Here is a 25,753-nt window from a genome sequence, read left to right on the forward strand (position 1 = left end):
ACTTTGGGATAAAGCATAGTGGTTAGAAAATCGATTAGTTTTATTTCGCTTAATTTTACAATAAGCTTACACAAAAGACGTGCTTAATAGACAAAAAATCGCAGCCATTCGTTCATTTTTTTTGACGTTATATTCTTTTTATCTAGAGACCAATACAATTTGTTGTGCTGTAACTTGAAGTGTCAACTGAGGATTGACAAGTTACAGTAGTTTCAATCTCGAGTATTCTTTATGCCATTTATAATTTTTTAAGGCTGCTGAAAACCAATAATATGGTTGAAACGAGCGAAAGTAGTAGCTGCAAAATCATTGCGTGTGTGCCTGGACCTAATGTGAAAAACATGATGATTCACGACCTCTTATTAATCAATCATTCTAACGGGTCAATAATTTCTGATTTGCCCAAAATTTTTGAAAATTTAAAGTGTCATCTAGAAAGCACGGTGTTTAGCGAAGAGCCTACCGGTTTTGGGTTATACATCCGCCATGCGAAAAATATAAAGCTTAAAAACAGTTTCTGTAAAATGCTTCTGGCGCTATGAGACATTTTCTTTTAGCCGACGATGTTCAAAAAATCAGTTAGATAATGCTGAATAAAAAGAACGGATGCACAACTTATCCTACTATCTATCATTTAAGAAATTTACGGCAAACCGTAATAACGCCATCTATTTTCTGGCCAAAACCATACTGGTTTAATAAAGTTAGAAGAAAGCAACACAGAAAATATTTAGTTAAAGCTCGAGGAAAAAAGCAAAACGAAAATAATTTCATCAGGTAAGGAACTTAACAACTATGTGATAAAACAACTTTAAGAAAGCTTGGTACTCGTATAAAACGGTTCTACTCAGGTATGGAATCGGGATAATTTTATCACCTTTGGTAGAAAAAATGAACAGATTGTATAAAAGCAGGTACGATTTGACTATTCTCTATTTTAATATTTCTGCATCTTTACCTCACACACCAATATAAACCAAAAATGAATCGAAAAATTAAAACCTATGGCATTTTAGTGCTTCTGATATGTAACGGATTAGCCTCCTATAGCCAATCAAAAACCAGCGTAAAAAGCATAGAAAACCAATATCATGCAGATCAAGGAAATGGCTATTTCGTAAATCCAATTTTACGTGGCAACTACGCAGATCCTTCAATAGTAAGGGATGGCAACAGTTATTACATGACGCATTCTTCTTTTGACAACCTGCCGGGACTATTGATTTGGCAATCTCATGACCTTGTAAATTGGAAACCCATTGCACACGCTCTAAATGATTTTGTCGGCGGCGTTTGGGCGCCAGATATTATTAAATACAAAGGTTTGTTTTACATTTATTTTCCTGCGGGAGGCACCAATTGGGTGGTAACAGCAAAGAATCCTGCCGGTCCCTGGAGCAAACCTGTCGATTTAAAAGTTGGAGGAATAGATCCCGGACACGTTGCTGGGCAAGATGGAAAAAGATACCTGAACCTTGCCGGCGGTGGTATGGTTTCATTGGCTGCTGACGGTTTAAGTGTAACCGGCAAGATGGAACAAAATTATAAAGGCTGGGTTTTCCCAAAAGACTGGATTGTGGAATGCTTCTGTTTGGAGTCGCCTAAATTTACGTACCACAACGGTTATTATTATATAACGGCAGCCGAGGGTGGAACTGCGGGACCAGCTACGAGCCACATGGTAGTTTCAGCAAGATCTAAAACGCCTTTTGGACCTTGGGAAAACAGCCCTTACAATCCCATTGTTAGAAACACAAATAGAGATAACAAATGGGCATCGATAGGCCATGGAACACTTGTAGATTCGCCTGATGGAAAGTGGTGGATTGTTTTTCATGGCTTTGAAAACGCCAACAAAACGATTGGCAGGCAAACCTTATTGTTGCCAATAGAATGGACAAAAGATGGCTGGTGTAAAGTGCCCGATACCGCAGACGTAGCAAAACCCTTAAAAAAACCTATGGGCAAAGCAGTTATTCATGGCATGAAATTGTCTGACGATTTTGAGGGTAAGCAATTGGGCAGTCAGTGGAATGTGTTAAAAAATGAGCATAAAGACCGATTTACTGTAGATAGCGGAGCCTTAACCATTAAAGGTTTAGGGAAATCAATTGCTGAAACCCAACCTTTGCCCATTATGCCAGGAAACGACTCTTACCAAGTAACCGTAGCGGTAAGTGCAGGAACCAATACCGCAAGCGGCGGGCTGATGTTGTATTACAATCAAGAATATTATGCTGGTTTAGAATTTTCTGACCACCACATTTATCGGGTAAACAATAGAGGGCAGAGAAGTAGAGAATCAAATGAGATTAAACAAGATATGGTTTACTTAAGGCTAAAAAACGACCATAACGACCTGTTGTATTATTACAGTTTGGATGGCAAAGAGTGGACAAGAACGGATTTGGTTAGCCAAATGTCTGGTTATGAAACCAATACTTTAGGCGGCTGGGGTTATTTAAAGCCCGCGCTATTTTCTATTGGCGAAGGTAATGTTGAATTCAAAAACTTTAAATATGAAGGTTTGGATGGAAATAGGAAATTGAAATAAATTATCAGTCAGTTTAAACGCCCCATTGATAAGTTGAGTCTGGCAATGGGTCGTTTAAACTGGGTTTTCATGCCGCTTACCTATTATAAAACTGATTTCCCCTACAAATATAAGTAATCAATTGTTTAAATTCTCGCTTGTCTGTGAGAAAACAAATTATGTCGAGGTCGCTGATTCCAATAGCTGTATTAATTGTTAATAAGCGTGCAATTACTGGATTAAAGCTTTTTTTCAAAAAATTTTTGCCATTTATTAACGTAAAATAGGCCTGTTTTTGTCGGCTGTTACTCTAATTACAAATAGTCTATCTTCTAAAAATTCACATTCTATCATTTTATTTAAACATCAACAACATCCTTCAATTTCATTACATTTTTAATTGTCAATTCCGTAACCCACGAGAAAACAATGAAAACACCCAAAATGCTTTCTAAGAAGTAGTGATTTTTTTGATTTGGACTATAAATAATTTACATACTTTTCTTCAAAACTTCCATCGGCAAATAAATCTATCAAACCATAACCTGGGGCGGTTTCTCTTCGGTTACCTTTCCACCAGGAGCCACATACTGCGCCGTTACACAGGTACGTTACATTGTTATAAATTACCTTATCTCTCATGTGTAAATGGCCACTTAAAGCCAGCTTAACATTTGGATGTTGATAAAAAAGATTGATGATTTTTGCGGTATCGGTATGCATATCTCCCCCAAGCATCGTCCATTTATTAACGATATTATCCTCAATCATTAGAAGCGCGGTTAATATTGGAATATGAGACATTACCAAAACCGGAGTTTCCAAATTGGTAGATTTTAGTTCGTTTTCTAGCCAGTTAAACTGTTCTTCGCCAAGCTTACCAATGTACCATGTATCGTCTATATCCAGATGTGTGCTATCTAAAACGATAAATTTCCAACCTTTTTTAATGAAACTATAGTAGGCCTTATTTAGCTCTAGTTTGTTCATAGAATATTTTTTGCCATAAAAAACGTCCCCTTTACTATCTTCGTTCCACCAGATATCGTGATTGCCTAATGCATAGACCGTTGGCAATGAACATTCATTTTTAATAATATCCTGCTGAAGTTTCCATTGAGCATCAATTACAGAAATATTCTCTTTATTCATATCGAAGACAACATCGCCACCGTTTAAAATAAAATCTACCTTTGGAGATTGTTGCTGCACATGATGCAGGCATTTGGTAAATTTTGCGGGCGCTCCAAAATCATTTTTCAGATGTACATCGGTAATGTGTGCCAACCTAAGAACAGGTTCTTTGGCATCATTCTTCAACCCAAAATTAATTGCAGGCAGCAACGCTAAACTACCCAAACCCTTTAAAACAGACCTTCTTTCCATTATATATTTTTAAAAAAAGATTACCTATACGTTCTCCTAGCCGGAGGGGCGTCTCTCTTTTTCTTGACAAAAAGAGACAAACCGAGTATTTCTCCGAGCTCATGAATGCGTTTAATCAATAACCATTCGTGAATAAACTCAAGCCGGGCACCTCTCTGGGTAAAAATTCGCCAAGCTGTTTAGTATCGCTGATTCGAGGCCTTACCCAATCACCCCCAACCCCCAATGTCATTAATTTAAGAATCCTGGCGGCGTCATGTCGACGATAGGAGACATCTCACATGTAGGTAATAATAAATATCTGCGCCTAGTTGTGAGATTTTTCACAGCCTTACCATTGACATTATTTATAATCAATTGAATATCAAATAAATGTAATATTATTTGACTTCTACTACCCCTTCATTCGGCCTCACCAAAAAAGACCTCCGCCCCGTCTCACGCTGTGCTAGCCGCACGGGCTTCAAACTTTTTTCTTGATAAAAAAGTTTACAAAAAATCAAGGCTGGCACCTCTTTGGGCAAAAACTCGCCAAGCTGTTTTACATCGATGCTTCGAGGCCTCCCCTTGCTCATAACCTCGCGCGGCTGCGAATCCTCTTCGTAGCTGCAAAGTGTCCGGTTTCTGCAAGCAGCTTCCAGCGTTTTTTCCTCCACACTGCTGCTAGGCCGATCCCACCGTACTGGCTATGCGAGCTTAAACAAAAACGTCATTTATATTGATTTATATGAAATATAACAAACCTTTAACAAACGATTTTATTAAGTTAATGCATTGCCCCAGCCCCTCCTAAAAGAAGGAGGGGAGCTTAATTTACTATGAATTGCGTATTCTGATTTCCGACTTCTTATTTCCCTCTGAGCGTTTTTTCCTCCAAATAGTTGCTAGGCCACCCCACCGAGTTGACTATAGCAATTTTATCTTATCGAATTTTAAACACATACTCAATGATCAAAAATACTAAATCAGGACTTCTTTATCATCAAAAGAGTGAAAAATTTCTATTTCTCCTCTCTACCAATGTCCAATTTTTTAACAATAATATTTCCGATCTTCTTTCCTTCCTCTGCACCTTGGTCTACGCTATATTTATAATGAATTCCACCATAAACTCTGCTTATGGAAGCTTCGTCTGCTGCTTGCAAAAAAGATTTAAACTTTCTCTTCATGCCAATATACTTCATTTCGCTGGTGTCTTCGAATTCGAAATTATTTCCAAAAAAATGCGATAAAACAATGGCGGTTGATCTTGTAATGGTACTGTGGGCACTTGGATATTCTGGAAATGGGGGAGTTTGAAGCATTGGGTTCCAATCTTTATCTATGTATTCGTTGATAAGGGTTATCGGCCGAACAGTGCTGTAAATGTATTTAAGATTCCAACAGCCAATAAAGCCGTCGAATAACGAAATAGATGTGGCGGCGTAAACCTGCGCGGTTTTGAGGAGATCAACATGGGTTTTTTTACATGCAATGCTCGCAATGTACATCCAATGGCCGCCTGGTGTTATTTTCTTGTTTCCAAACATCATGTGGCCTGAGTGTTGAACGGTAAATGGATTGTCATCCCAAAAGGTGGCAATTTCTTTTTGCTCTTGGCTTAGGTTTTTGGTTAGATGATAAACAGAATCTAATTGTTTATAGTAGGCACTCTTTGGATCCAAGCTATATGGAACAGGTTTTAACAAGTTCTTTTCTAAGAAATTTCGGTCTATGGCCAGTGTTTTTATATCATTCCAACACCACTCTACGGCATCAGAATAATCGGGCGCTGTGGGGCGCCATTTGCCTGGTAAATTACTTCCCAAGTAGCGCGCTTTCCCCCTGCTTTTAATGTACCCATCTGCATTCGCCCTTATTAAAATGGTCTTACCTATGCTGTCGCCAAAAGCTACAGATCTTTCATAAACTTCTGGCGAGAGCTCATCTTTAAATTGTAAATCCACCTTGTTTTCATAAGCGGTTAAGGAATCTAAAGAAAACACCATTTTATGCACTACGGCAAAAAAAGCTTTGGTTGCAGCGAAAGTATAATTGTAGTCCTTTCCTTTTTCAGGCTTTGGCATCGGGGCAAAACCATTTAATCTATCAGTAAAAGATACTGCTTTTGGGTCTTTATTCCTCAATGTTTCATAGGCCGCAAGTGATGAATACGCATATATTCTACTGGCTACTGGAGGCGTAAAAACGTCGTAAATAATTATTTTAGTCAGTTGATCTTCGTTTTGATGAAGAATATCAACGTCTTTTATTTTTACATTTTTATTTTTACAGGAACTTATAAAAATGATTGATAACACTACAAGCGAAAACGCTTTAAACGAGGAAGATACTTTTAAATTTTTTCTATTCATTATACTATTAGTAAACTTTTCTGGAAACACCCCTAAAATTGGTTAATCTTATAGAGCTGGCATTTTTAGGAACCTCTATAAATCTTGCCGATTGCGATAAAAAGGAGTTGCCGTAATATAATTCAATTTTTCTTTTCTTTCCATTTTTAAAGGTAATCATTCCAGAGACATCATCTAAATTAACGGTTAAATTTTTGGTGGGTTGGTTAGATTGGAAAACCCTTAGTGGACCTCTATTCTCACTAGCGGCCAACAAAGTTTTTCCAGTTGTTTGCCTTAATTTTACAAGTGCTTTACCGTTACCGGGAATGTAAAAACCACTTTTTAATATAGAAACTGGCGAAAAACCACCCTTACCGTTCCCTTTTAAAACCAAGCCGTTTAATGCGTCATATCTACCACCAGAAACTTCGCCACCAAAATCATTTCCATTAATTGCTAAATCTAAATTTCCGTCTCCATCCCAATCTCCTACAGAAAACCCATTTAAAACAGACACTTGGGCTTCTTTTGGTAGTGGTGTTAAGCTAAACTTCCCATTTCCCTCGTTTTTTAAAAAAGCTGAATATGGATAATTTATCGTTACAGTTAATTCTGATTTGGGTTTATAGGTAGAGAGAATCTCGTCTAATGTTGCTGTTGCAAAAGATTTGTAGTTCTGGTAAGTGGTTCTTAAACTAATCATCTGTTTTACCAAATCATCTCTGTTTTGGGCAGGATATTTTTTCATCTTCCCCTCTTGATCTTTTAAGTACACAAACGGAAATGCATCATAACTTCCGTTGTGATCAAAATCTGCGGCCATAATACCTATAGGATATTGTTTACTAGCCCTATAAAAAGAATTCTTTCCCATGTTTCCAACCACATAATCCATATCTCCGTCGTTATCAAAATCGCCTGCGATAATGCTATTCCAACTCCCCTTAATTCCTGCTATACCACTATCTTTGGTGTCTGCAACAAAAGAACCTTTTACGTTCTTTAAAAAAGTTATGGGCATGTATTCGCCCGTTAATACTAGGTCTGGCCAACCATCGTTGTTGTAATCGCTAAAAACCGCGTCGCAAATCATCCCCGCGTTCTGTAAACCTTTTGCAACCTGCTTGGTTACGTCTGTAAATTTTGCAACTCCATTTTTACTATCGTTCCGAAAAATAAAGCTAGAAACTGGTCTAGGATAAAACCATGGGTCAACACGTCCTGATACAAACAAATCTAAATCTCCATCTCTATCATAATCAGCAGCTCTTACGCAAAATTTACTTGTATAATTAACCGGAATTGCATCGTTTGCCTCTTTAAAATTCCCCTTACCGTCGTTTAAATAAAGTCTATCTTGATATGGCTTGGTATTTCTCTCACTTTCGTATCCGCCACTGGCTATGTAAATGTCCAAATCCCCGTCGGCATCAGCATCGAAAAGCAAAATTCCGGTATCGTAGCTTAATTTTGTAGCCAGCACGTTGGCGCTAAGCAATGGTTTTTGCTTAAATGTGCCGTCTTTCTGCTGAAAAAATAGCTGAGCGCTGTATGTGCTAGATCCACCACTAATAAAATCATCCATTCCGTCGCCGTTTAAGTCGCCTACTGCCAACGCTGGCCCAAAATCTGACAGCTTATGGGGCAATAGCTTTTGAATGTTAAAATCGATAACATCGTTTTCTGGGTGCACGTATTTTACTTTTACCTTATCGGTAACATTTGTAAACAAGCTGTTTTTTGCAAATTGCTCCTTTACAGGAATGATAACTTGGTGGGCAGCTGCATAATTTAAAACCAATTTTTGATTAACCTTCACCTTTTTGATTACCTGCACTCGGTGGTCTGTCCATTGAATTTTTAATGAATCTATTGTAGATAGCTTACCTAACCCGAAATGCCCAATGTCTTCTACGGATGTTAAGTAGCCGCGGGCGGGATAATTTTCCCAAACTTGTTTACCATTTTTGGTATAAAGCGTTACGATAGCGCCGAACCCTTTTTTGTTCAGGTTGTTGCCTTTTAAAGAAACTTGAAGATAGTTGGAGGAATCTGGCTTTAACTTTCGCAGGTTATTTTTAAAGATAAATGCTTGATCGTTAATATTATTTACAATCATATCCATAGCGCCATCGCCATCTAAATCGGCGTAAGCTGCGCCATTAGAGAATGATTTTTCTGTCAAACCCCAATCTGTAGATTCGTTTGTAAAGGTAAGGTTACCATTGTTTTTATAAGCATAATTATGGATTTTAACTTCTGGAATTTCCTTTAATAAGTCTTTTTTGCTCACCAAAGCAAATGCCTCATTTCTAAAAGTACCAAAATCGTGATCTGTAATGTCTTTTGGAAAGCCGTTGGTAATAACAATGTCTTTTAAGCCGTCGTTGTCAAAATCTGTTACCATGGGTGTCCAACTCCAATCTGTTTGCGCCATACCTGCAGCAAAAGAAATCTCACTGAAAGCGTGATCCCCAATAGAATCGTTTTGAGTAACGCGCGGACCTTGGTTAATGTGCAGCATATTTCTAACATACTGATATTGATATTTAAATTCATCGATATTTTGATAAGTCTGATAGCTGTTGGCATTCATCATCATCTTTTTCCTAAAATTATCTTCCGGATTCATGTCTAGTTCAATAACATCTGGCAAACCATCATTGTTAATATCTGTAATATCTGCACCCATGGCGTTCGCCGCCGTATGTTTAAAATAAGATTCGCTTTTGTCTGTAAATGTTCCGTTTCCGTTATTGATGTATAAAATGTCATTTGAAATGTAATCGTTTGACACAAAAATATCTGGGTAGCCGTCTCCATTTATATCAGAAACTGATGCCTGATGGCTGTAGCCTTCTATAGTAATGCCGGCTTGTTTAGAAACATTTGTAAAAAACGGATGGCCTTTGCCTTTATCGCCATCATTACGATATAGACGGTCTGTGCTAGCATGTTCTCCATGAGTTAGTCTTGGCCTAAATCTGTTTGGATAATCGCCGTCTACAATTTCATTTACTGCGATGAAACAATCCAAATCTCCATCTCCATCATAATCAAAAAAAGTAGCCATTGTAGAGTGGCTATCGTCATTTAACCCATATTCGGCCGCCATCTCTTTAAAAATCGGAACTCCATTTTTATCAACTCCCTGATTAACATACAACAGGTTTTCTCGATCTTTTGATTTCTTTTTGATGGTTTCGCACACATAAATGTCATCTAAACCATCGTTGTTAATATCTACTACAGTTACGCCTCTTGCCCACCTACCTTTACCTTCTACATGAGCTTTTGCGGTAACATCTTCAAACTTAAAATTTCCTTTGTTTAAATATAGTTTGTTGCTAACCTCGTTACCCGCAAAATAAATATCTGGCAAACCGTCTCCGTTAAAATCTCCAATGCCAACGCCGCCACCGTTATAAACGTTCGAAAAATCTAAGATGTTTACAGAATCTGTTTCGGTAATCTTATTGTTAAAAGTAACTCCACTTACATTGCTCTCAACCAGGCTAAAAAGCGTTGGGTTATTTTTACAAGAGACACACAGAATGGATAGAAATAGAAATACGAAATATTTGGTACGCATGGAGTATGTTGGCTTTTATAATGCAAAAGTCCTTAAAATGCCAACGAAAAAATGTGGCATTTTAAGGACTAGCAAATTTAATTTATTTAACTCTAACTATCAATATCCAGGATTTTGGGTCAATGTTCCTTTACTTAGATCTATTTGAGTTAGCGGAATTGCAAAATACTCATTCTTTCCTTTTGTAAAAGAAGCATTGGTAAAATAGGAACGTCTGGATTTTTCTTTAGCAATGAAATTATTTAGTACCACATCAGCAGTACCATATCTTACCAAATCGAAGAATCGTTGACCTTCCATTGCCAATTCCAATTTTCTTTCGAACCTTACTGCCTTTTGGGCATATTCTTTTGTAGGGAACGAAGGATAAAGACCGATTTTATAATTTGCGGCAGGGGTATTTGTAAAGCCTTTAGAAGGATCTGAGTTGTCTTTATAAGTTTTAACCCAACCAATCGGGTTTGCCGCCCTCGCTCTTACCCGATTAACCAAAGCCAATGCACCAGCCATATTGCCGAGCTCAGTTTCTACTTCTGCAGATTCTAGCAATACATCCGCAAAACGAATTATGGTGTAATTATTTGCATTAACACCAGTAGACCAAAAAGATTTGTCTGTCAAAGATGCTTGTTGGGTTTTATAATACACATTTTTAATAGGCGCATAAGGTCCGCCACTATTCTGGTCACGTACCCAGTTCTTTCCCGGATGAAGTCCCCAATCTAAATACGGAATACCTCTTCTACCCACCGTCTCATCTAACCGAGGATCTAATGCCGCTGTTTCAGGAGTAAATGGTTTATCTGATTCAATTCCTTGATCATTCTTTACATCGACGTCGTTAAAATTATCTAGAAAAGGAAGGCCATTTGCATCTACACGAAATGAATTAACCAAACTTTGCGTAGGTTGAAAGAATCCACAACAGCCTCCTGGACCACCGTTAGATGGATAATTTAATATCTCGGTTCTGCTACCGCCATTTCCGCCAGAATTATCGTTAACAGAATACTGAGCAGAAAACACCGCTTCCGCACTATTTTTTGTAATTGCGTTGAAATTATCCGCAAAAGGTACTAGATTGTATTTAACGCCGGATGAAGTAGTTCCGTTTGCAATTACATCAGCAAATATCGGCCTTGCGTCTGTATATTTGTGTTGGTAAAGATAAATTCTCGCTAAGAATGCCTTGGCCGCCCAACTATTAACACGACCAACAGCTGGTTGGGTCGCCGGTAAATTTTCTACTGCAAATTTCATATCCGCCTCTATGAATGGCCAGGCATCTTTATCGTTTGGCACCAACAAATTACCGTTTTCATAAGAGATACTTTCATCCACAATCTGTATTTTGTTAAAAACGATTTTCATTTCAAAATTGTAATATGCCCTTAAAAATCTTGCTTCTGCTTCTGTTGATTTCTTTTCGTCTGCAGACATATCTGTTGCCAAAGCCATCACTCTCAACACATCATTTGTTCTTTGTACAGCAGCCAACATAAATGTCCACCTGTCGTTAAAAAAAGAATTTGCCGAGTTTGCTGAATATGTCTCAATAGAGAGGATATCTGACTGATCTCCAGCTTCAGAGCCTTTATAAGCATCATCTGCAGCCACGCTGCCGAATATCCAGTTAGATGGCCCGGTACCATATCCCTGACCGGATGAGCCAAACCCATTAATTAAGGAATAAGCGCCGATAAGTATTTTACCAACACCGGCGGAGTTTGCCACCGTTGTTGGATCTAAAGTTCCTAAAGGAGCTTTATCTAAAAAATCTTTCTTACAAGCGTAGAGCAACATCCCAGTTGAAAGGCCTAATGCTAGTGTTATTTTTAAAGTTCTTTTCATCTTATTGTTGTTTAAAAAGTAAGACTCACGCCTAAATTGTAATTTCTTTGGTTATTAGGGTAATTGCCGAAGTCGAGCCCAAAAGCAGCTGTATCGTTACTTTGGGTATCTTTTGCCGCCCCTATCAGTTCTGGATCTAAGCCGCTGTATTTTGTTATTGTAAATAAATTAGCACCTTGTAAATAAACCCTTACTCTATCTATGCCAAATCTTTTTAATTTTTCCGGAGAAATTGTGTATCCAAGAATTAAAGATCTCAATTTTAGAAACGATGCATCCTCTAGATAATAAGACGAAGCTACAGTATTAGTACTAAAATTCGACGCGTCTTCCGCAATCGGCGTTTTTGGATTAAGTCTGGTTGGAGTCCAGGAGTTGTAAAGCAAATCTTTACCCTTTACCCCAATAAAACCTGAGTAGAAATCTGTGTAGTACTTTAAAAAGTTTATTGCTTGGTTACCCTGCGAACCATAGAAGAAGGCAGATAAATCAAAACCTTTATAATTCGCACCCAAGTTTAAACCGTAGGTAAAATCAGGATTTGGATCTCCAAAAAATGTACGGTCATCTGAGCTAATTTTCTTATCTCCGTTTATATCCGCATATTTGAAACGGCCAGGCGCGGCGTCAGCTTGCGTAGCGGAACTAGATACATCTGCCGCGTCCTTAAAATAACCATCTACTTGATAGCCATAAAAAGCACCAATTGGATGGCCTACTTGGTTTCTAACAAAGTAGCCAACTCTAGTGTTTACACCTGCGTCAAAGAAGTTTCCGGGAATATTTACTACCTTACTCTTATAGGTAGTAAATATGGCCCCCACATCAAATTTAAATTCATTAACATTGCCATGATATGCAACAGATGCATCAACACCTGTGTTAGAAACATCGCCTATATTAACAAAAGGAAGTGCAGCACCTCCAAAAGTTGCAGGAGATTGATCTTGAAAAAGCAGGCCATTAATACTCTTTTTGAAGTATTCTACAGACACATCTAACTTACTTTTAAACAGTGTTGCATCAAAGCCAATATTTGTAACTTTGTCTTCTTCCCATTTAGTTTTTTTGTTACCAGTTCTCGCCGAAGAAAATCCCTGTACGGAACTAGTGCTTGTACCATTAAGATCATAATAAGAATTGGTTGCATCGCCACCATATAGGGTATAAGCATTTGAAGAGTTGATATTAGACTGACTTCCCAAAACTCCGTAACTGCCTTTTAACAACAAGTTATCTATCCACGTCGCAGATTTTAGAAAGTTTTCCGCAGACACTCTCCATCCCACAGAGGCTGCAGGAAACACGCCGTAGCGGTTATCTGGTCCAAATTTTGATGAGCCGTCTCGTCTAACAGTTGCACTTACCAAATATTTATCAGCATAAGAATAATCGGCTTTGAAAAAACTAGATGAAAGCGCATCTTGGTAGGCATAACTGTTATTGGTTTTTGTTCCAGACCCGTTACTTAAATTTAGATAATCTGGGTTTACAGTAAAATAATCTTGTGTGTTACCCCCAAGTCCACGACCATAATTCGAAACCGCCTCGATACCTATTAACGCTTTTACCGAATGTTTGCCAAATACTTGAGCATAATTTACGGTATTGTTAAAAGTCCAGCTGCTGTTGTATTGAGAATTTTCGCTAAAACTGTTGGCTGCGTTGTTTTCGTTATTTTCGTAGGTTTGGAAGTTGAAGCCATAGCTGTATTGGTTATCAATACTTCCACCAAATGAACTTCTAAAAGTAAAATGGTGCAAAAAATCTATCTCGGCAAACACGTTTCCTTGAATGTCCCAAACGTTGTTTTTGTTGTTTTTTGTTCGATCGGTCTGGGCGAACGGATTTTTCGCATTTCCAAGGCCACCCGGTCTAGATCCTGCGTAATTGCCGAAGTAATCATAAACAGGGATAATAGGTTGCTCCCTGTAGGTATGAGAAATCGGGTTATCTTCATTTTGATTGCCCTGTGGCGTTCCGGCCGCGTTACGATAGAATATATACGCGTTTTCTCCAACTCTAATTTTATCTTTAATGCTAAACGTATTATTCGCCCTTAAACTATATCTTTTTAAGTAAGTCTCGTTTAACGTACCTTGTTGATCAAATACGCCAAGAGAATATAAATAAGTAGATTTATCATAACCACCAGAAGCGGTAATGGTGTGGCTATTGATAGGAGCTGTTTTAAAAATTTCATGGAACCAATCCGTTCCTTGTTTATTGGCAGGTATAATTTGATAGATGCCACCTTTTGCATAATCTATGTTATACTGGTCTAACTGCGCCTGCGTAGGTTGACCAATAACACCGTTTTTTGTGCCTATCAATAAATAATCGGGCAAAACAGGTTTGACTCCGTTGCCATACTGTGGATGCGTTGGATTGCCATTGGCGGTCTTTGGATTAGAATTATTTAATGCCAGCCAAGTAACATCGGCCATTTCTTGGGGATTTAGCAAATTAAATACATTGCCCGATGGTGGTTGTTGAAAACCAGTATAACCATCATAAGTAATGGAAGCTTTTCCTTTTCCTTTCTTGGTGGTAACGATAATAACGCCATTAGACCCACGAACACCGTAAACCGCCGCAGAAGCTGCGTCTTTTAGTACCTGAATAGAGGCAATATCTGTAGAATTAATGTTTCTCAAACTGCCTTGAATGCCATCAATAATAACTAGAGGATCTACGTTGCCCAACGATGTGATACCTCTAATCCTGATGCTACTAGGGCCGCCCGGCTCTCCAGACGTCACGATGTTTAATCCTGATGCTTGCCCCTGTAGAGCCTGCTCTGGACTACCTGCTGGGATGTTTTTCAATTGCTCCACATTTACTACCGATACCGAACCGGTAATGTCTTTCTTCTTTTCTTTAGAGTAGCCGGTTACTACAACATCGTTAAGATCGTTAAGAGACGTTTTTAAAACTACGTCATACGTAGAAGCAGCGCCGACGGTAACATCTTTGGGCAAGAAACCTATATAAGAATAGGTAAGCACAGCGCCTTCTTTTACAGTAATGGAATACCTTCCGTCCTGGTCGGTAACTGTGCCGTAAGTTGATCCTTTAATGCTCACTGACACGCCAGGAATCGTTGCCTTGTCATCGCTCGAAGTTACCTTTCCTGTCACATTTTTCTGCGCGAACACCGAAAAGGACGCAAGAATGAACAAAACAAAAGAAAACAACTTCTTTCTGTTAAAGTTTAAATTAATCATAGATTTAGATTTGGTTAAAAATTTGTTTGGATAATTTAATTTGGTTGTTTGATAAAAATTATATAATTAAAGACATTGTTAAATAAAAATTTGGAGTAGCCGATAAATCAATGAACGATGGTAACACCAAAATTACAAAACCTTTAAAGTTTTATACATAACGGGAAATATTTAACAAATCAATTATAATATATCATTTTATTAGTAAATTTGATACATAAAATCATTAATCATTAATAATATGGAAATCATAAAACGTTTTTTCTTTTAAAATTTGTTATTTAGTTTTTACCATTTTTTCGAATAATTAGGAGGAATGCCGATTTTACAGCCGCTTTTTCAGAACTGATAAGATGTTCTTAATTTATTTAAGAAGTTAATTATGCTAATTACAGCTGTATAATAAAAGTGCATCTTTATTCTTCAATCCTTGAGAATCTTAGAGCTTATTAGAAAAAAAAATATAGGCGAGCGGATAATTCGAAAATTTTCAACAGTTAGCTTAAGTATTATCAACAGCCAATTAAAGCAATGTAATTAATGGTTTAAAACCGGCTCTTGCCCACTGAAACTGGCTTTATTACCTCACCCTGTTTAAAAATTTAAAGGAATTTTAGGGTACGGTTTTGCATTACAATACTTTTTATTATTTGTTTAAACAATTCTTGCCCTCAGCTTTTTTTGAACAGGTAGCTATTGCTAAATAATAATCTACATTTAAAATAATCTCTCGCTGGCTCAGACTTTTTTTTCTGGAGGCTATGCGCGTCAACGATTGCCAGGGCATCCTTTTACCCCTACATGCACTAAGTGGAACTTATACACTTTAGGTCTACAGCACTTACACGAGTTCGGGTAAAAAGATAAAACAAAAAGCGTTACCCTTTTCTGGGTAACGCCTGAATTAAAGGGTTTTATATAATCGATATGCTTATTTCTCAGAAAGCAACTTATATTCATAGGGCTGTAGTGTAACGTTATCGCTCAAAGTAAATTGTTTCTTATCAATATCTAGCCAAGCGCTGCCTTTCAACGCTTCTGGAATGTTAAAGATTACTGTTTTATTGTGCACATTTACCAAAACCAAAACACTTTTACCTTGCAGGGTTTTCTTAAATGCAACCACGTCTGCATCGTAATAAGGGGTAATGGTTCCAGTCTTAACGGCCTCGTTAGTTTTTCTAAACGATAAGATTTTTTTGTAGGCCGCAGTAACATCTGGGTTTACAGCCCAATTTATTGGGTCTTTTGTAAAAATACTCATAAGCTTGTCTGTAGCTACTTCTTGGCCGTTGTAGAGTAACGGCACACCATCTAGGCAAGAACTTAACACAAAAGCGGCCTCGCTTCCAAACTTGTTGTTATAAACCGTAGCCGGACTGCCGTCTTCGTTGTTTTTATCGTGATTGGTTGTGTAGCGCAGTTTTGTGCCGCCATTCGCCACGTTGTTCATTTCGCTGGTTTGGGTGGCAAAAAGCGTACTAGGCGTTTTCTTGTCGGCAAAAATGCCTTTTAAATTTTCATAAAAATCGAAGGCATAATTGAGTTGAAATCCATCACCGAATTGAGCTTTTTTATTTCCCTCTGCCAAAAAGATAAGCTTTCTATTTGGGATAGCATTTAAGTTGGCGATGGTACTTTGCCAAAAATCGTCTGGAACAGCATCTGCATAGTCACACCGGTAACCATCTATATTGGCGGTAAAAATCCAATACCGCAGTGCCCTAAGCATAGCTGTTTTCATGTCGGCATTATTGTAATTTAGTGCAGCAACGTCTGCCCAATTCGTTCCCGGAGGATTTATTATATTTCCAGCAGCATCTTGCAAGTACCAAGATTTATTTTTTATCCAGTCGTTATCCCAAGAGGTATGGTCCGCAACCCAATCAAAAATTACGGCCATGTTTTTCTCATGCGCTAAATCTACCAATTTTCTTAACGAGGTAAGATCGCCAAACTCGGTGTTAACAGCAGTATAATCTTTAACCGCATAAGGCGAACCAAGTGGAGGAACACTCTTTAAAACGCCGACAGGGAATGTTGGCATTAACCAAATAACATTTACGCCAAGTGCTTTGATAGAATCTAGCCTATTTATTACGCCTTGAAAATTTGCCTGCTGACTAAAAGAACGGATGTTAACCTCGTACATAACCATGTCTTTTTGAGCCGGAACACCTGCAAATGGAGTTCCATAAGCGGCTGGGTCGCTATAGCTCGGCGGCGGCGTAACTACTACTGGTGGCTTTACCACGGGCTTGCTTTCTGCACCGCCCTTTTTGCAGGAGGCCAAAGAAATAATCAGTAAGCCGCTAAGCAGCAACCTCAATATTTTTTGATTGTAAATATATTTCATCATTAATAATTTAAATTCGTTTCTTTCGCCAACAGGCTAAGCGTTAATGTTTTTACCTTGCAGAATTTAGGCTGGCTAGCAGCACCTTGTGGATCTATGTTTTGATTGCCATTTAACCATTGGTATTCTTCGTTTTTCAAATTCTTGCCATCTAACTTCTCTATTCCTTCAAACCCGTGCAAAATAATTTTTACAACCTTAAATTGCGTTGGGTAATTGCCTTCTGCCTTGGCAAAATTTATACTTTTTTGCTTCGGATTAAAAGTAATCAACCGTTTATAAAAATCGCCTTTCTCATAATTAAAACTAGCTCCGTCGTCTTCATAATATAAAAAACTTTCCGCATCTTTTCCGTTGTAAATGTGTACGGCTAGCGTGTCTGTAGGTTTTTCGCTGGTAGATTGTATAATAGATTGTACTGGGATAATACTTCCTGCTTTAACGAAAACCGGTAGCTCGTCCATTGTTAATTTTATTATCTCAGATTTTTCGCCTTCTTTTTTGGTATCGTCAAATAGGCTGTACCATGCTCCTTTCGGGTAGTAAACTTCTCCAAAATCTTTCCCGTTTTCAAAAGGAGCCACCATAAAAGCTGCGCCAAACTGATATTGATTTTGGAAATCAGGACTATAGACATTTGCATCGAATGCATTATCTATGGCTAGCGAACGCATTAATGGCATACCGTTTTGCGTGGCTTCGTAAAACGAGGAATATAGATACGGCATAAGCTGGTAGCGTAAAGAAATGTAATTTCTAGAAATGCTCAGCACATCTTCTCCATACGTCCACGGCTCAGAAGATTTGGTATTCAAGGCGCTATGGTTTCTAAAATATGGATTAAATGCACCTATTTCTATCCATTTTGCAAACAAAGCAGAAGATGCGCCACCGGTAAATCCGCCAACGTCCATCCCTGTAAAAGCAACACCGCTAAGTCCCATACTAGTCAGTAGTCGGACACCCGCTAACATGTGATCGCTCTCTGCTCGGTTATCTCCGGTCCAAATGGCAGCATAACGCTGAGCGCCCGCGTAAGATGCTCGGGTTAATATGAAAGGCCTCTTTTTAAACTGTTCTTTTGCACCCTCATAACTAGCTCTAGACATCTGCAAACCGTAAACATTGTGTGCTTCTAGATTTGAAGCGCCTCTCCCATCATAATCATATAAAATATTATCTGGCGTTTTTTGCCCCCAGGTAGCAATTTCGTTCATATCATTCCAAATGCCACTTACCCCATTTTTTGCAAAAAAACTAACTTGGTTCTCCCACCAACTTCTGCCTTTCGGGCTTGTAAAATCGGGAAAGTTGCACCAACCTGGCCAAACTTGCGCTGTATAGTTGGTACTGTCCGGATATTTTATAAAAATGTCGTTCTTTAATCCGCTCTGATAAGCGGGCGCATCTTTTTCTACTTTAATGCCCGGATCTACAATTACCGTGGTTTTAAAACCCAATTTATCCAAAGTAGACGTTAGTCCAACGGGGTCTGGAAACCGGCTTTTATCCCAGGTAAACAATTGGTACTTATCCATATAGTGAATATCTAAGGTAATACCATCAGCGGGAATTTTCTTTTCTCGCAATGTTCTAGCAATTCTAAGCACCTCATTCTGTGGATAATAACTATATCTGTTTTGTTGATAACCCAAAGACCATAAAGCCGGCATAGGCATTCTTCCTGTTAATTTTGTGTATGATTTAATAATATCTCTCATGTTTTTATGATAGATAAAGTAGTAATTCATCTCGCCCCCGCGAGCCCCAAAAGAAGAAAACCTGTTGTTACTTGCTCCAAAATTAAAATCGGTTTGGTAGGTATTGTCTAAAAATATTCCATAGTTTAAATGATGATGAATGCCTATGTAAAACGGAATACTAACATACAATGGATCTGCATTTGTGGCATACCCATAAGTATCTGTATTCCAATTGGTATACCCCATACCGCGTCTATCTAAATTTCCCGTTTTTTCTCCCAGCCCAATAAAACGCTCGTCATCTTGCAAATGCTTGTAAGTGGTTACGTTATCGCCAACCCAAGAGGTGCTTAAGCCCATTTCATCTTTGTTTATAACTTCGCCGTTTAAATTGTAAAAGACAATAGAAAAGGGCGATTTTTGTATAACAGCTCTAATAGAATCGGTGGTAACGGTAAGTTCCTTATTATTTTGTACTACGCTTAACTTGGTTTTCTCTGGCTTTTCTACAACCGCGTAAGAGAAGTCGTCTTTTAGTGCGGCCTTATCCATTCTTACCCTAATTACACTTGGGCCATACACCGTAATTTGAATGTTGGCTTGCCCGGTAGAAAGATCAATTTGTTGGCCATTTATACTTACGGAGGTAACTGCGCCAACCTGCCTTACTAATTTGTTTTGCGCAGAACAAGATGTTACGGCAAAAAGAAAGGAAAGAAAGAGCAACAAAGACGATATTTTCATTAAATTAAAGTAAAAGTTTATATTAAATATTTGTGATAGATTGTTAAAATTTGGGCGCTTTTACACGCTTTCCATTATATCTTTTTTTTGGCCGATGAGTCAAGAAAAAAATGATACCATTTCAATCGTTAGCGCGGCTCTCCGTTAAAAAAGCCATCGATAACACAGTAATTAGCGGGTTTTAGACCATTTTTTTTGGGAAACAGCTGGCAAGAACTTATTCTTGCCAGCTGTTGTGTTGGTTATAATTTTGTTACGGTATAGAGGTAGTCTTTTTTACTGGTTTGCGAAAAGTCGGCCTCAATCTTATATTTACCTGCATCTGTTATAGTTACGGCACCGTCGGTTTGAATAAGCGTTCCTGTAAAAGCATCAGAATTTGCAGGCCCGTAGTTTAGAGTCCATTTATCATTCGCCCTAAACTTTACCGCACCGGGTACAAGTTGTACCGTTACGCTCCATTTTTTAGTTGTTTTATCATACGTCATATCCGTAGAAAAATCCCAACCTTTTGGTGTAGCAGAACCAGCTATTCCCCAAGAGTGAACCAAATAAGAACTCCACGTAAGGTCTTTTGTGTTTACGCTAAATTTGTAATAACCTGCATCGTTTACTTTAAGCCCTTCTGCCTTTCCATCGGTGCTTAACTTGCCCGCGCCACCAGAACCAAAATTGATATGGTCCCAATCTGGCGAATTGGTAAATTTAAAATAATCGCCAACAGGCATATTTACATAACCCTCGTAACTAGAGTTGCCCTTATAAACAATTTTATCTGCAGTACCCGGCAACCAGTTTTGATAGACGCCTGGTACATATAAAAATTCTGATGCTACCTCTTTGTAGGTGGTTAATTTATAATCTAAGGTTTGTGAGTAGGTAGTATCTCTGCCAGAAAGATTTGCGCTTACGCGGAAAATCAAATTTGCATCGGCATTTGGTGTTTGTGCAAAAACGTTAATGGCATAACTGTTTAAAGCACCTAAGCTTACCGACAAAGAGTCGGCCTCTGTAGTAGCAAGATTAATGGCTTTGCTAAAATTGCTTCCTTTTACACCCATTTGCAAGCTATAAGTAAGCACGGTATTTACCCCATAATCTGCTTTTTGCCATGTAAACTTTACTTTTTGCGTAGAATCGGCTGGCGTAACAACGCCCGTGGCTCCTTTGCTCGGGCTTACTAGAGTTGGCCCTTTTGCGTCTTTGCTAATAGAAACCAAGTTTTCCTTTTTACAGGCAAAACAGCTTATTGCAAGAACGGTTAACAATATATATTTTTTCATAATTTTAACAATTAATAACCCGGATTTTGAACTAGATTAGTATTTACAAGTAAATCTGACGACGGAATAGGAAAAATTCTAAAATGAGCATCAACAGCCTTGCCACCCTTTACATTTCCCTTCCAGTCCCATAAATAGGCGCCAGTGGTAAAGAGGTTAAACCTAATCAAATCAGTTCTTCTAATCGCTTCCCAATGCAGCTCTCTACCACGCTCATCTATCATAAAGTTTAAAGTAAGCTGGCCAGAGTTAATGTTTCCTGTTGAACCACCGTATGCTCTAGTTCTAAGGTTGTTAACCAACGTTAACGCTGTTCCCATGTCGCCACCTGCACCACCTCTTATCACTGCCTCAGCATAGTTCAAATAAACTTCACCCAACCGAAACAGCGGAAAGTCTGTATCTACAAAAGTGCTGTTTTTACCAATGGTCTTCGTAGAGGTAACGTTTCTAAATTTAGTACTTAAATAACCTTGCGTAAAAATGGTAGGTTTGCTAATCTCTAAATCCTGGCCTTGTGTATAAAACAATGCACGTTTATCTGTATTGCCAGTTTGATCGGCAAATTTATTTGCAAACGTGGTGGTAATTCTATTTCCAGACCACCCGCCAGAGGCAATTCCAAATTGTAGAGCAGGATCTTCTGAACCACCAACACTTGCGTGAACGATAAAGGTTGTTCCTCCATAATCTCTAGTGTTCGTGCCATCGCAGGCAATTGGAAGAATAATCTCATCTCTCCATTTATCATTATCGGCTAAAAATAAATCTGTATATTTTGGGTGTAGTTGGAATCGGCCAGAGCTCATAATGTTTTTACAGGCAGTAATTGCTTCTGTATAGTAGGGTTTACCAGTATAAACTTCCCCATTTAAATAAAGTCTGGCCTGTAAGGCCCAAGCAGCGGCTTTGTCTGCCCTAGCGTATTCATTTGCTCCGGCATCTGCCAAATCTGGAATGATGGCAGTTAATTCTGATGCCACATAATCAAACAAATCTTTTCTAGAAATTTGTTTCGGCAAATATGCGCCGGGCTTATCTTTTTCTGTTACAAAGGGAACATTTCCATATAAGTCTAAAGCGCACCAGTAATAATAAGCCCTTAAAAAGCGCGCTTCAGCTGCATAACGCTTTACATCTGTCTGTAATGCACCATCTAATGATGGCAACTTCTCGTTTGTAGCACGGATATATTCGTTACAGTATGCTATATTTATGAATATTCGCTCGTACATTAATTTTACATAAGAATTTGCATCAGACCATACAAAACCGTGGTATTCAACCAAACCGGGATCTCCCCAAGCATTCAGACATTCATCTGTAGTTACCTCCTGCGCGCTCCAAAGTTCGCGTAAAAAAGAGGTTGTACCCTCATCTGGTGCAGAAATTTCTGGTGCACCGGCCTCCCCTTTTTGGCCTGTTAACGTTAGCGAACCATAAAGTTTGGCCAAAAACTGTTTATAAGCCTGTGGATTATCAAAGACCGTGGCCGATGTTGTAATTTTCGAATCTATTGGCGGCTTATCTAGATCTTTAGTGCAAGAACCAAGAAACCCAAAAGTGATAAAAAATAGAACTAAATAGCTTTTAAATTTTTTCATAATTTTAGTATTAATAAGTTACGTTTAAACCAAATTGAAACATTCTAGACCTCGGGAAGAAGTTGTTATCTAAACCTCCGCTAATTTCAGGATCTAAACCTGTATAGTTTGTAATTACAAAAACATTTTGCACTCCAGCGCTGAGGCGCAGGTTTAACTTGTTATTTGCCAAGTTTTTAAGGTTGTAGCCAACGTTAATGTTGTCCATTCTAAAGAAAGAAGCATCTTCAATGTAAAAGTCTGATAGGTTTGTCTTCAAAGCAGTTAGGAATTTCGTTTTCTCTGCTGCTGTAGTTGGATTGCTTAAAAACCCTAACGAAGAGTAAAAGCCTCTATAAGTGCTATTAGCCGCCACATTATTGTAGTTATAATTCCCTAAAGACAACCTTCCGGAGAATGAAAAATCCCATTGGCGATAATTTAATGTTGAATTTATACCCATTAAAACTTTTGGGCTAGGACTTTTATGGATGTACAAATCGCTGCTATTAATCACGCCATCGTTATTTCTATCCACGTAAGCATCTTCAATTGGCAACCCATTGGTATCGTAAATTTGTTGGTAAACAAAAAAGGAATTGATAGGATAGCCCACTTTCTGTGCTTGTATTTGTCCTGATGTCGTGCCTTGTATGCCGCCTGTCGCCACGATTGAGTTTAAATTGTTACTTAATGTAAGTCTGGTTATCTTGGTTTTGTTAAAACTTAAATTATAACCCATTTGCCATTTTAAGTCTTTTTTCGAGATGAGGATACCGTTTAGGTTAAGCTCTGCACCATTACTGCTTACGTTTCCGACGTTAGAAAGTACGGTTGGCGAGAAGTTTGTTCCTATTGCAGGATTTATAATGCTCAACAAACCGTCGGTTTTTCTGGAATAGACCTCTGCAGATCCCGTTAGCCGGTTATTGAAAAATCCAAAGTCTAAACCGACATTAAAAGTGGCAGTAGATTCCCATTTAACTAAAGGATCGTATCCATCTGGCCGCAAAGTATAATAGAATTCATCTCCAAGCTGGTATCTAGAAGTTTGATCAGAAACGGTATACTTGGCTAAATAAGGGTAGTTGTTTCCGCCAGGTAAATCCTGCTGACCCGTAATACCATATCCAACACGTAACTTAAGCTCTGAGATAGTGGTATTGTTTTTAAGGAAATTTTCCTCTTTTATTTTCCAGGCGACAGCGCCAGCTGGAAAAAGACCCCATTGGTTACCATGAGCAAAACGTGAGCTAGCATCATCTCGCAAAGTTGCGGTAAAAAGGTATTTGTTATTTATGCTGTAGTTTGCACGCCCAAAAAACGATATAAGATAGTATTGCGTACGATAGTCGTTTACAGGTTGTGGTAAAGTCATAGCTTCATCAGCAGATAGGCTATGGCCTTTTCTAAAAGAGTGCGACCATGAGTAACCGCCTGTAATGTCTAAGTTTTGATTGTTTGAAAAATCCTTTTTGTAATTTAAATAAAAATCCACCAATTGGTTTTGTCTATTTTCGGTATAGTTGTTTGATCTACCGCCGGCAACCACCGGGATGTAAACCCATTGTGTGCTGTCTTTTAAATTATTATGCCCTAAGGATTTGGCATAATCATAGCCTAAATTTAAGTTGGCATGTAAATCTTTTAAAAATGGCAAGGCATAATCAAACTGCAGATTTCCAATACTTCTTCTTACTGTAGATTTATTATCTGTTAAATCTAATTGCGCCACTGGGTTTGGTGTTGCCAAAGTAACGGGCGGCCCGTTAATGTCTCCGCCTGTAGTCCAAGTGGTGTAACCTCTCCATCTTGTATTTCCGTTGTAAACCGGCTGCGTTGGGTCATAAGAAACTGCGTTTCCAACAGCACCTTGTTCTGCAAAGTTATTTGTATTGTATAGGCCCTTTAGGTTAAGGTGCAATTTGAGTGCATCTTTAAAAAAGCTCGGATCTAAGCCAACTGCTAGAGTTGTACGTGAAAAGTTATAGGTTTTTAAAACACCATCTGTATTGTTATATCCCAAAGAAACCCTATAGGGCATGGTTGCGGCTGTACCAGATACGCTTACGTTATGGTCCTGTCCAAAAGCATTTTTATAAATTTCGTTCTGCCAATTGGTATTCTCCGAGCCTAATAGCCCTAATACAGAAGGGCTTGAACCATAAAACTCTTTTACCTTCGCTCTAAATTCGTCGCCAGTATAAACTTTTACTTGGTTTGGGTTTGTTGCCAAAGAACCAGTAAAGCTGTAATTTACTTTCGTTTCCTTACCGCCTCGTTTAGTAGTTATTAAAAGTACGCCGTTAGAAGCTCTTGCGCCGTATATGGCTGTGGCCGATGCATCTTTTAAAACAGTAATGTTGGCAATATCATTTGGGTTTATGGTTGCCAATATGTTCGCAGATCCTCCCATTTGTCCATTGTCTATAGGCACGTTATCTATTACAATAAGCGGGTCATTACTTGCACTTAAAGAAGCTCCACCGCGTATTCTTATGGTAGATGTGTTGCCCGGCGCCCCGCTTGTAGACGTTACAACCACGCCTGGAATTTTACCAACAATTGCGTCTTGCACCGAGTTAACAGCACCCTTGTTTAAGTCTTTTGCGGTAACAATACTAAGGGCACCCGTGGCATCGCTCTTTTTTACCGTGCCATAACCAATAACTGCAACATCGTTTAAGGTTTGTGCAGCTGGGAGCATTTTAAAAGTTAGAGATGCATTTCCCTGTAAATTGATGGTTTTAGATTGCGGCTGATAACCCAAAAAGGTTACTGTTACAACTTGCTCTCCATTTTTTAACCCCGAAAGGCTAAAATTTCCGTTAACATCTGTAAGCGTTTTTGCGGTCCTGCCTTTAATAGAAACAACGGCCGCAGGCAAAGATTGGTCGGTTTCATCTATTACTTTGCCAGATATAGATGCGTTCTGCGCAAAAACCCCGGTAAAGAACAGTGAAAAAGCCGAAACCAGAATCAGCCTAAAAACTAAGTAATTTTTTTTCATGAATGGTTTATATTTGATTGGTTAAACTAATCGACATCTATTTCGATACCGACATACCAAAGGACGCAAACAAGAAAGATTTTGCCAAAAGATATAACTTCGATATAGAAATTATTAGCTACAATAAACCTTAAACAACTAACAAACAG

General features: G+C 38.5%; 11 protein-coding genes. 1 reads left to right on the forward strand and 10 read right to left on the reverse strand.

Annotation, left to right across the window (positions count from 1 at the left end):
* Nucleotides 1–982 precede the first annotated feature (982 nt).
* A complete protein-coding gene (locus ABIB40_RS13340) occupies nucleotides 983–2,554 on the forward strand; it encodes a family 43 glycosylhydrolase (RefSeq protein WP_354359867.1) in 1,572 nt (523 codons plus the stop codon).
* A 459-nt stretch (nucleotides 2,555–3,013) separates the two neighbouring features.
* On the opposite strand, the gene ABIB40_RS13345 is transcribed toward ABIB40_RS13340, so the two are convergent.
* The 10 genes from ABIB40_RS13345 to ABIB40_RS13390 form a co-directional block, all read right to left on the reverse strand.
* On the reverse strand, nucleotides 3,014–3,919 hold the full coding sequence (locus ABIB40_RS13345; RefSeq protein WP_354359869.1) for a metallophosphoesterase family protein: 906 nt from the start codon (nucleotides 3,917–3,919) through the stop codon (nucleotides 3,014–3,016).
* Nucleotides 3,920–4,920: 1,001 nt separating this feature from the next.
* Nucleotides 4,921–6,273, reverse strand: coding sequence for a vanadium-dependent haloperoxidase (locus ABIB40_RS13350; RefSeq protein ID WP_354359871.1), 1,353 nt, complete (start codon nucleotides 6,271–6,273; stop codon nucleotides 4,921–4,923).
* 7 nt (nucleotides 6,274–6,280) lie between these two features.
* Nucleotides 6,281–9,847 (reverse strand): VCBS repeat-containing protein, encoded by a 3,567-nt coding sequence (locus tag ABIB40_RS13355; protein WP_354359873.1) that lies wholly within the window; start codon nucleotides 9,845–9,847, stop codon nucleotides 6,281–6,283.
* 99 nt (nucleotides 9,848–9,946) lie between these two features.
* Entirely contained in the window at nucleotides 9,947–11,698 is a 1,752-nt protein-coding gene (locus tag ABIB40_RS13360; RefSeq protein WP_354359875.1) for a RagB/SusD family nutrient uptake outer membrane protein, read from the reverse strand.
* 11 nt (nucleotides 11,699–11,709) lie between these two features.
* Nucleotides 11,710–14,925: a SusC/RagA family TonB-linked outer membrane protein gene (locus ABIB40_RS13365; protein WP_354359877.1), complete on the reverse strand. Its 3,216-nt coding sequence runs from the start codon at nucleotides 14,923–14,925 to the stop codon at nucleotides 11,710–11,712.
* Nucleotides 14,926–15,856: 931 nt separating this feature from the next.
* Entirely contained in the window at nucleotides 15,857–17,284 is a 1,428-nt protein-coding gene (locus ABIB40_RS13370; protein WP_354359879.1) for an alpha-amylase family glycosyl hydrolase, read from the reverse strand.
* On the reverse strand, nucleotides 17,284–19,728 hold the full coding sequence (locus ABIB40_RS13375) for a glycoside hydrolase family 31 protein (protein WP_354359881.1): 2,445 nt from the start codon (nucleotides 19,726–19,728) through the stop codon (nucleotides 17,284–17,286). Before ABIB40_RS13375 ends, ABIB40_RS13370 begins: the two co-directional genes overlap by 1 nt.
* A 242-nt stretch (nucleotides 19,729–19,970) precedes the next feature.
* Nucleotides 19,971–21,011, reverse strand: coding sequence for a SusE domain-containing protein (locus tag ABIB40_RS13380; protein ID WP_354359883.1), 1,041 nt, complete (start codon nucleotides 21,009–21,011; stop codon nucleotides 19,971–19,973).
* Between the two features lie 11 nt (nucleotides 21,012–21,022).
* On the reverse strand, nucleotides 21,023–22,615 hold the full coding sequence (locus ABIB40_RS13385) for a RagB/SusD family nutrient uptake outer membrane protein (protein ID WP_354359885.1): 1,593 nt from the start codon (nucleotides 22,613–22,615) through the stop codon (nucleotides 21,023–21,025).
* Nucleotides 22,616–22,625: 10 nt separating this feature from the next.
* Entirely contained in the window at nucleotides 22,626–25,604 is a 2,979-nt protein-coding gene (locus tag ABIB40_RS13390; RefSeq protein WP_354359887.1) for a SusC/RagA family TonB-linked outer membrane protein, read from the reverse strand.
* Nucleotides 25,605–25,753: the final 149 nt, after the last annotated feature.

This window comes from Pedobacter sp. UYP30 (genome assembly GCF_040547165.1).
Classification (GTDB): domain Bacteria; phylum Bacteroidota; class Bacteroidia; order Sphingobacteriales; family Sphingobacteriaceae; genus Pedobacter.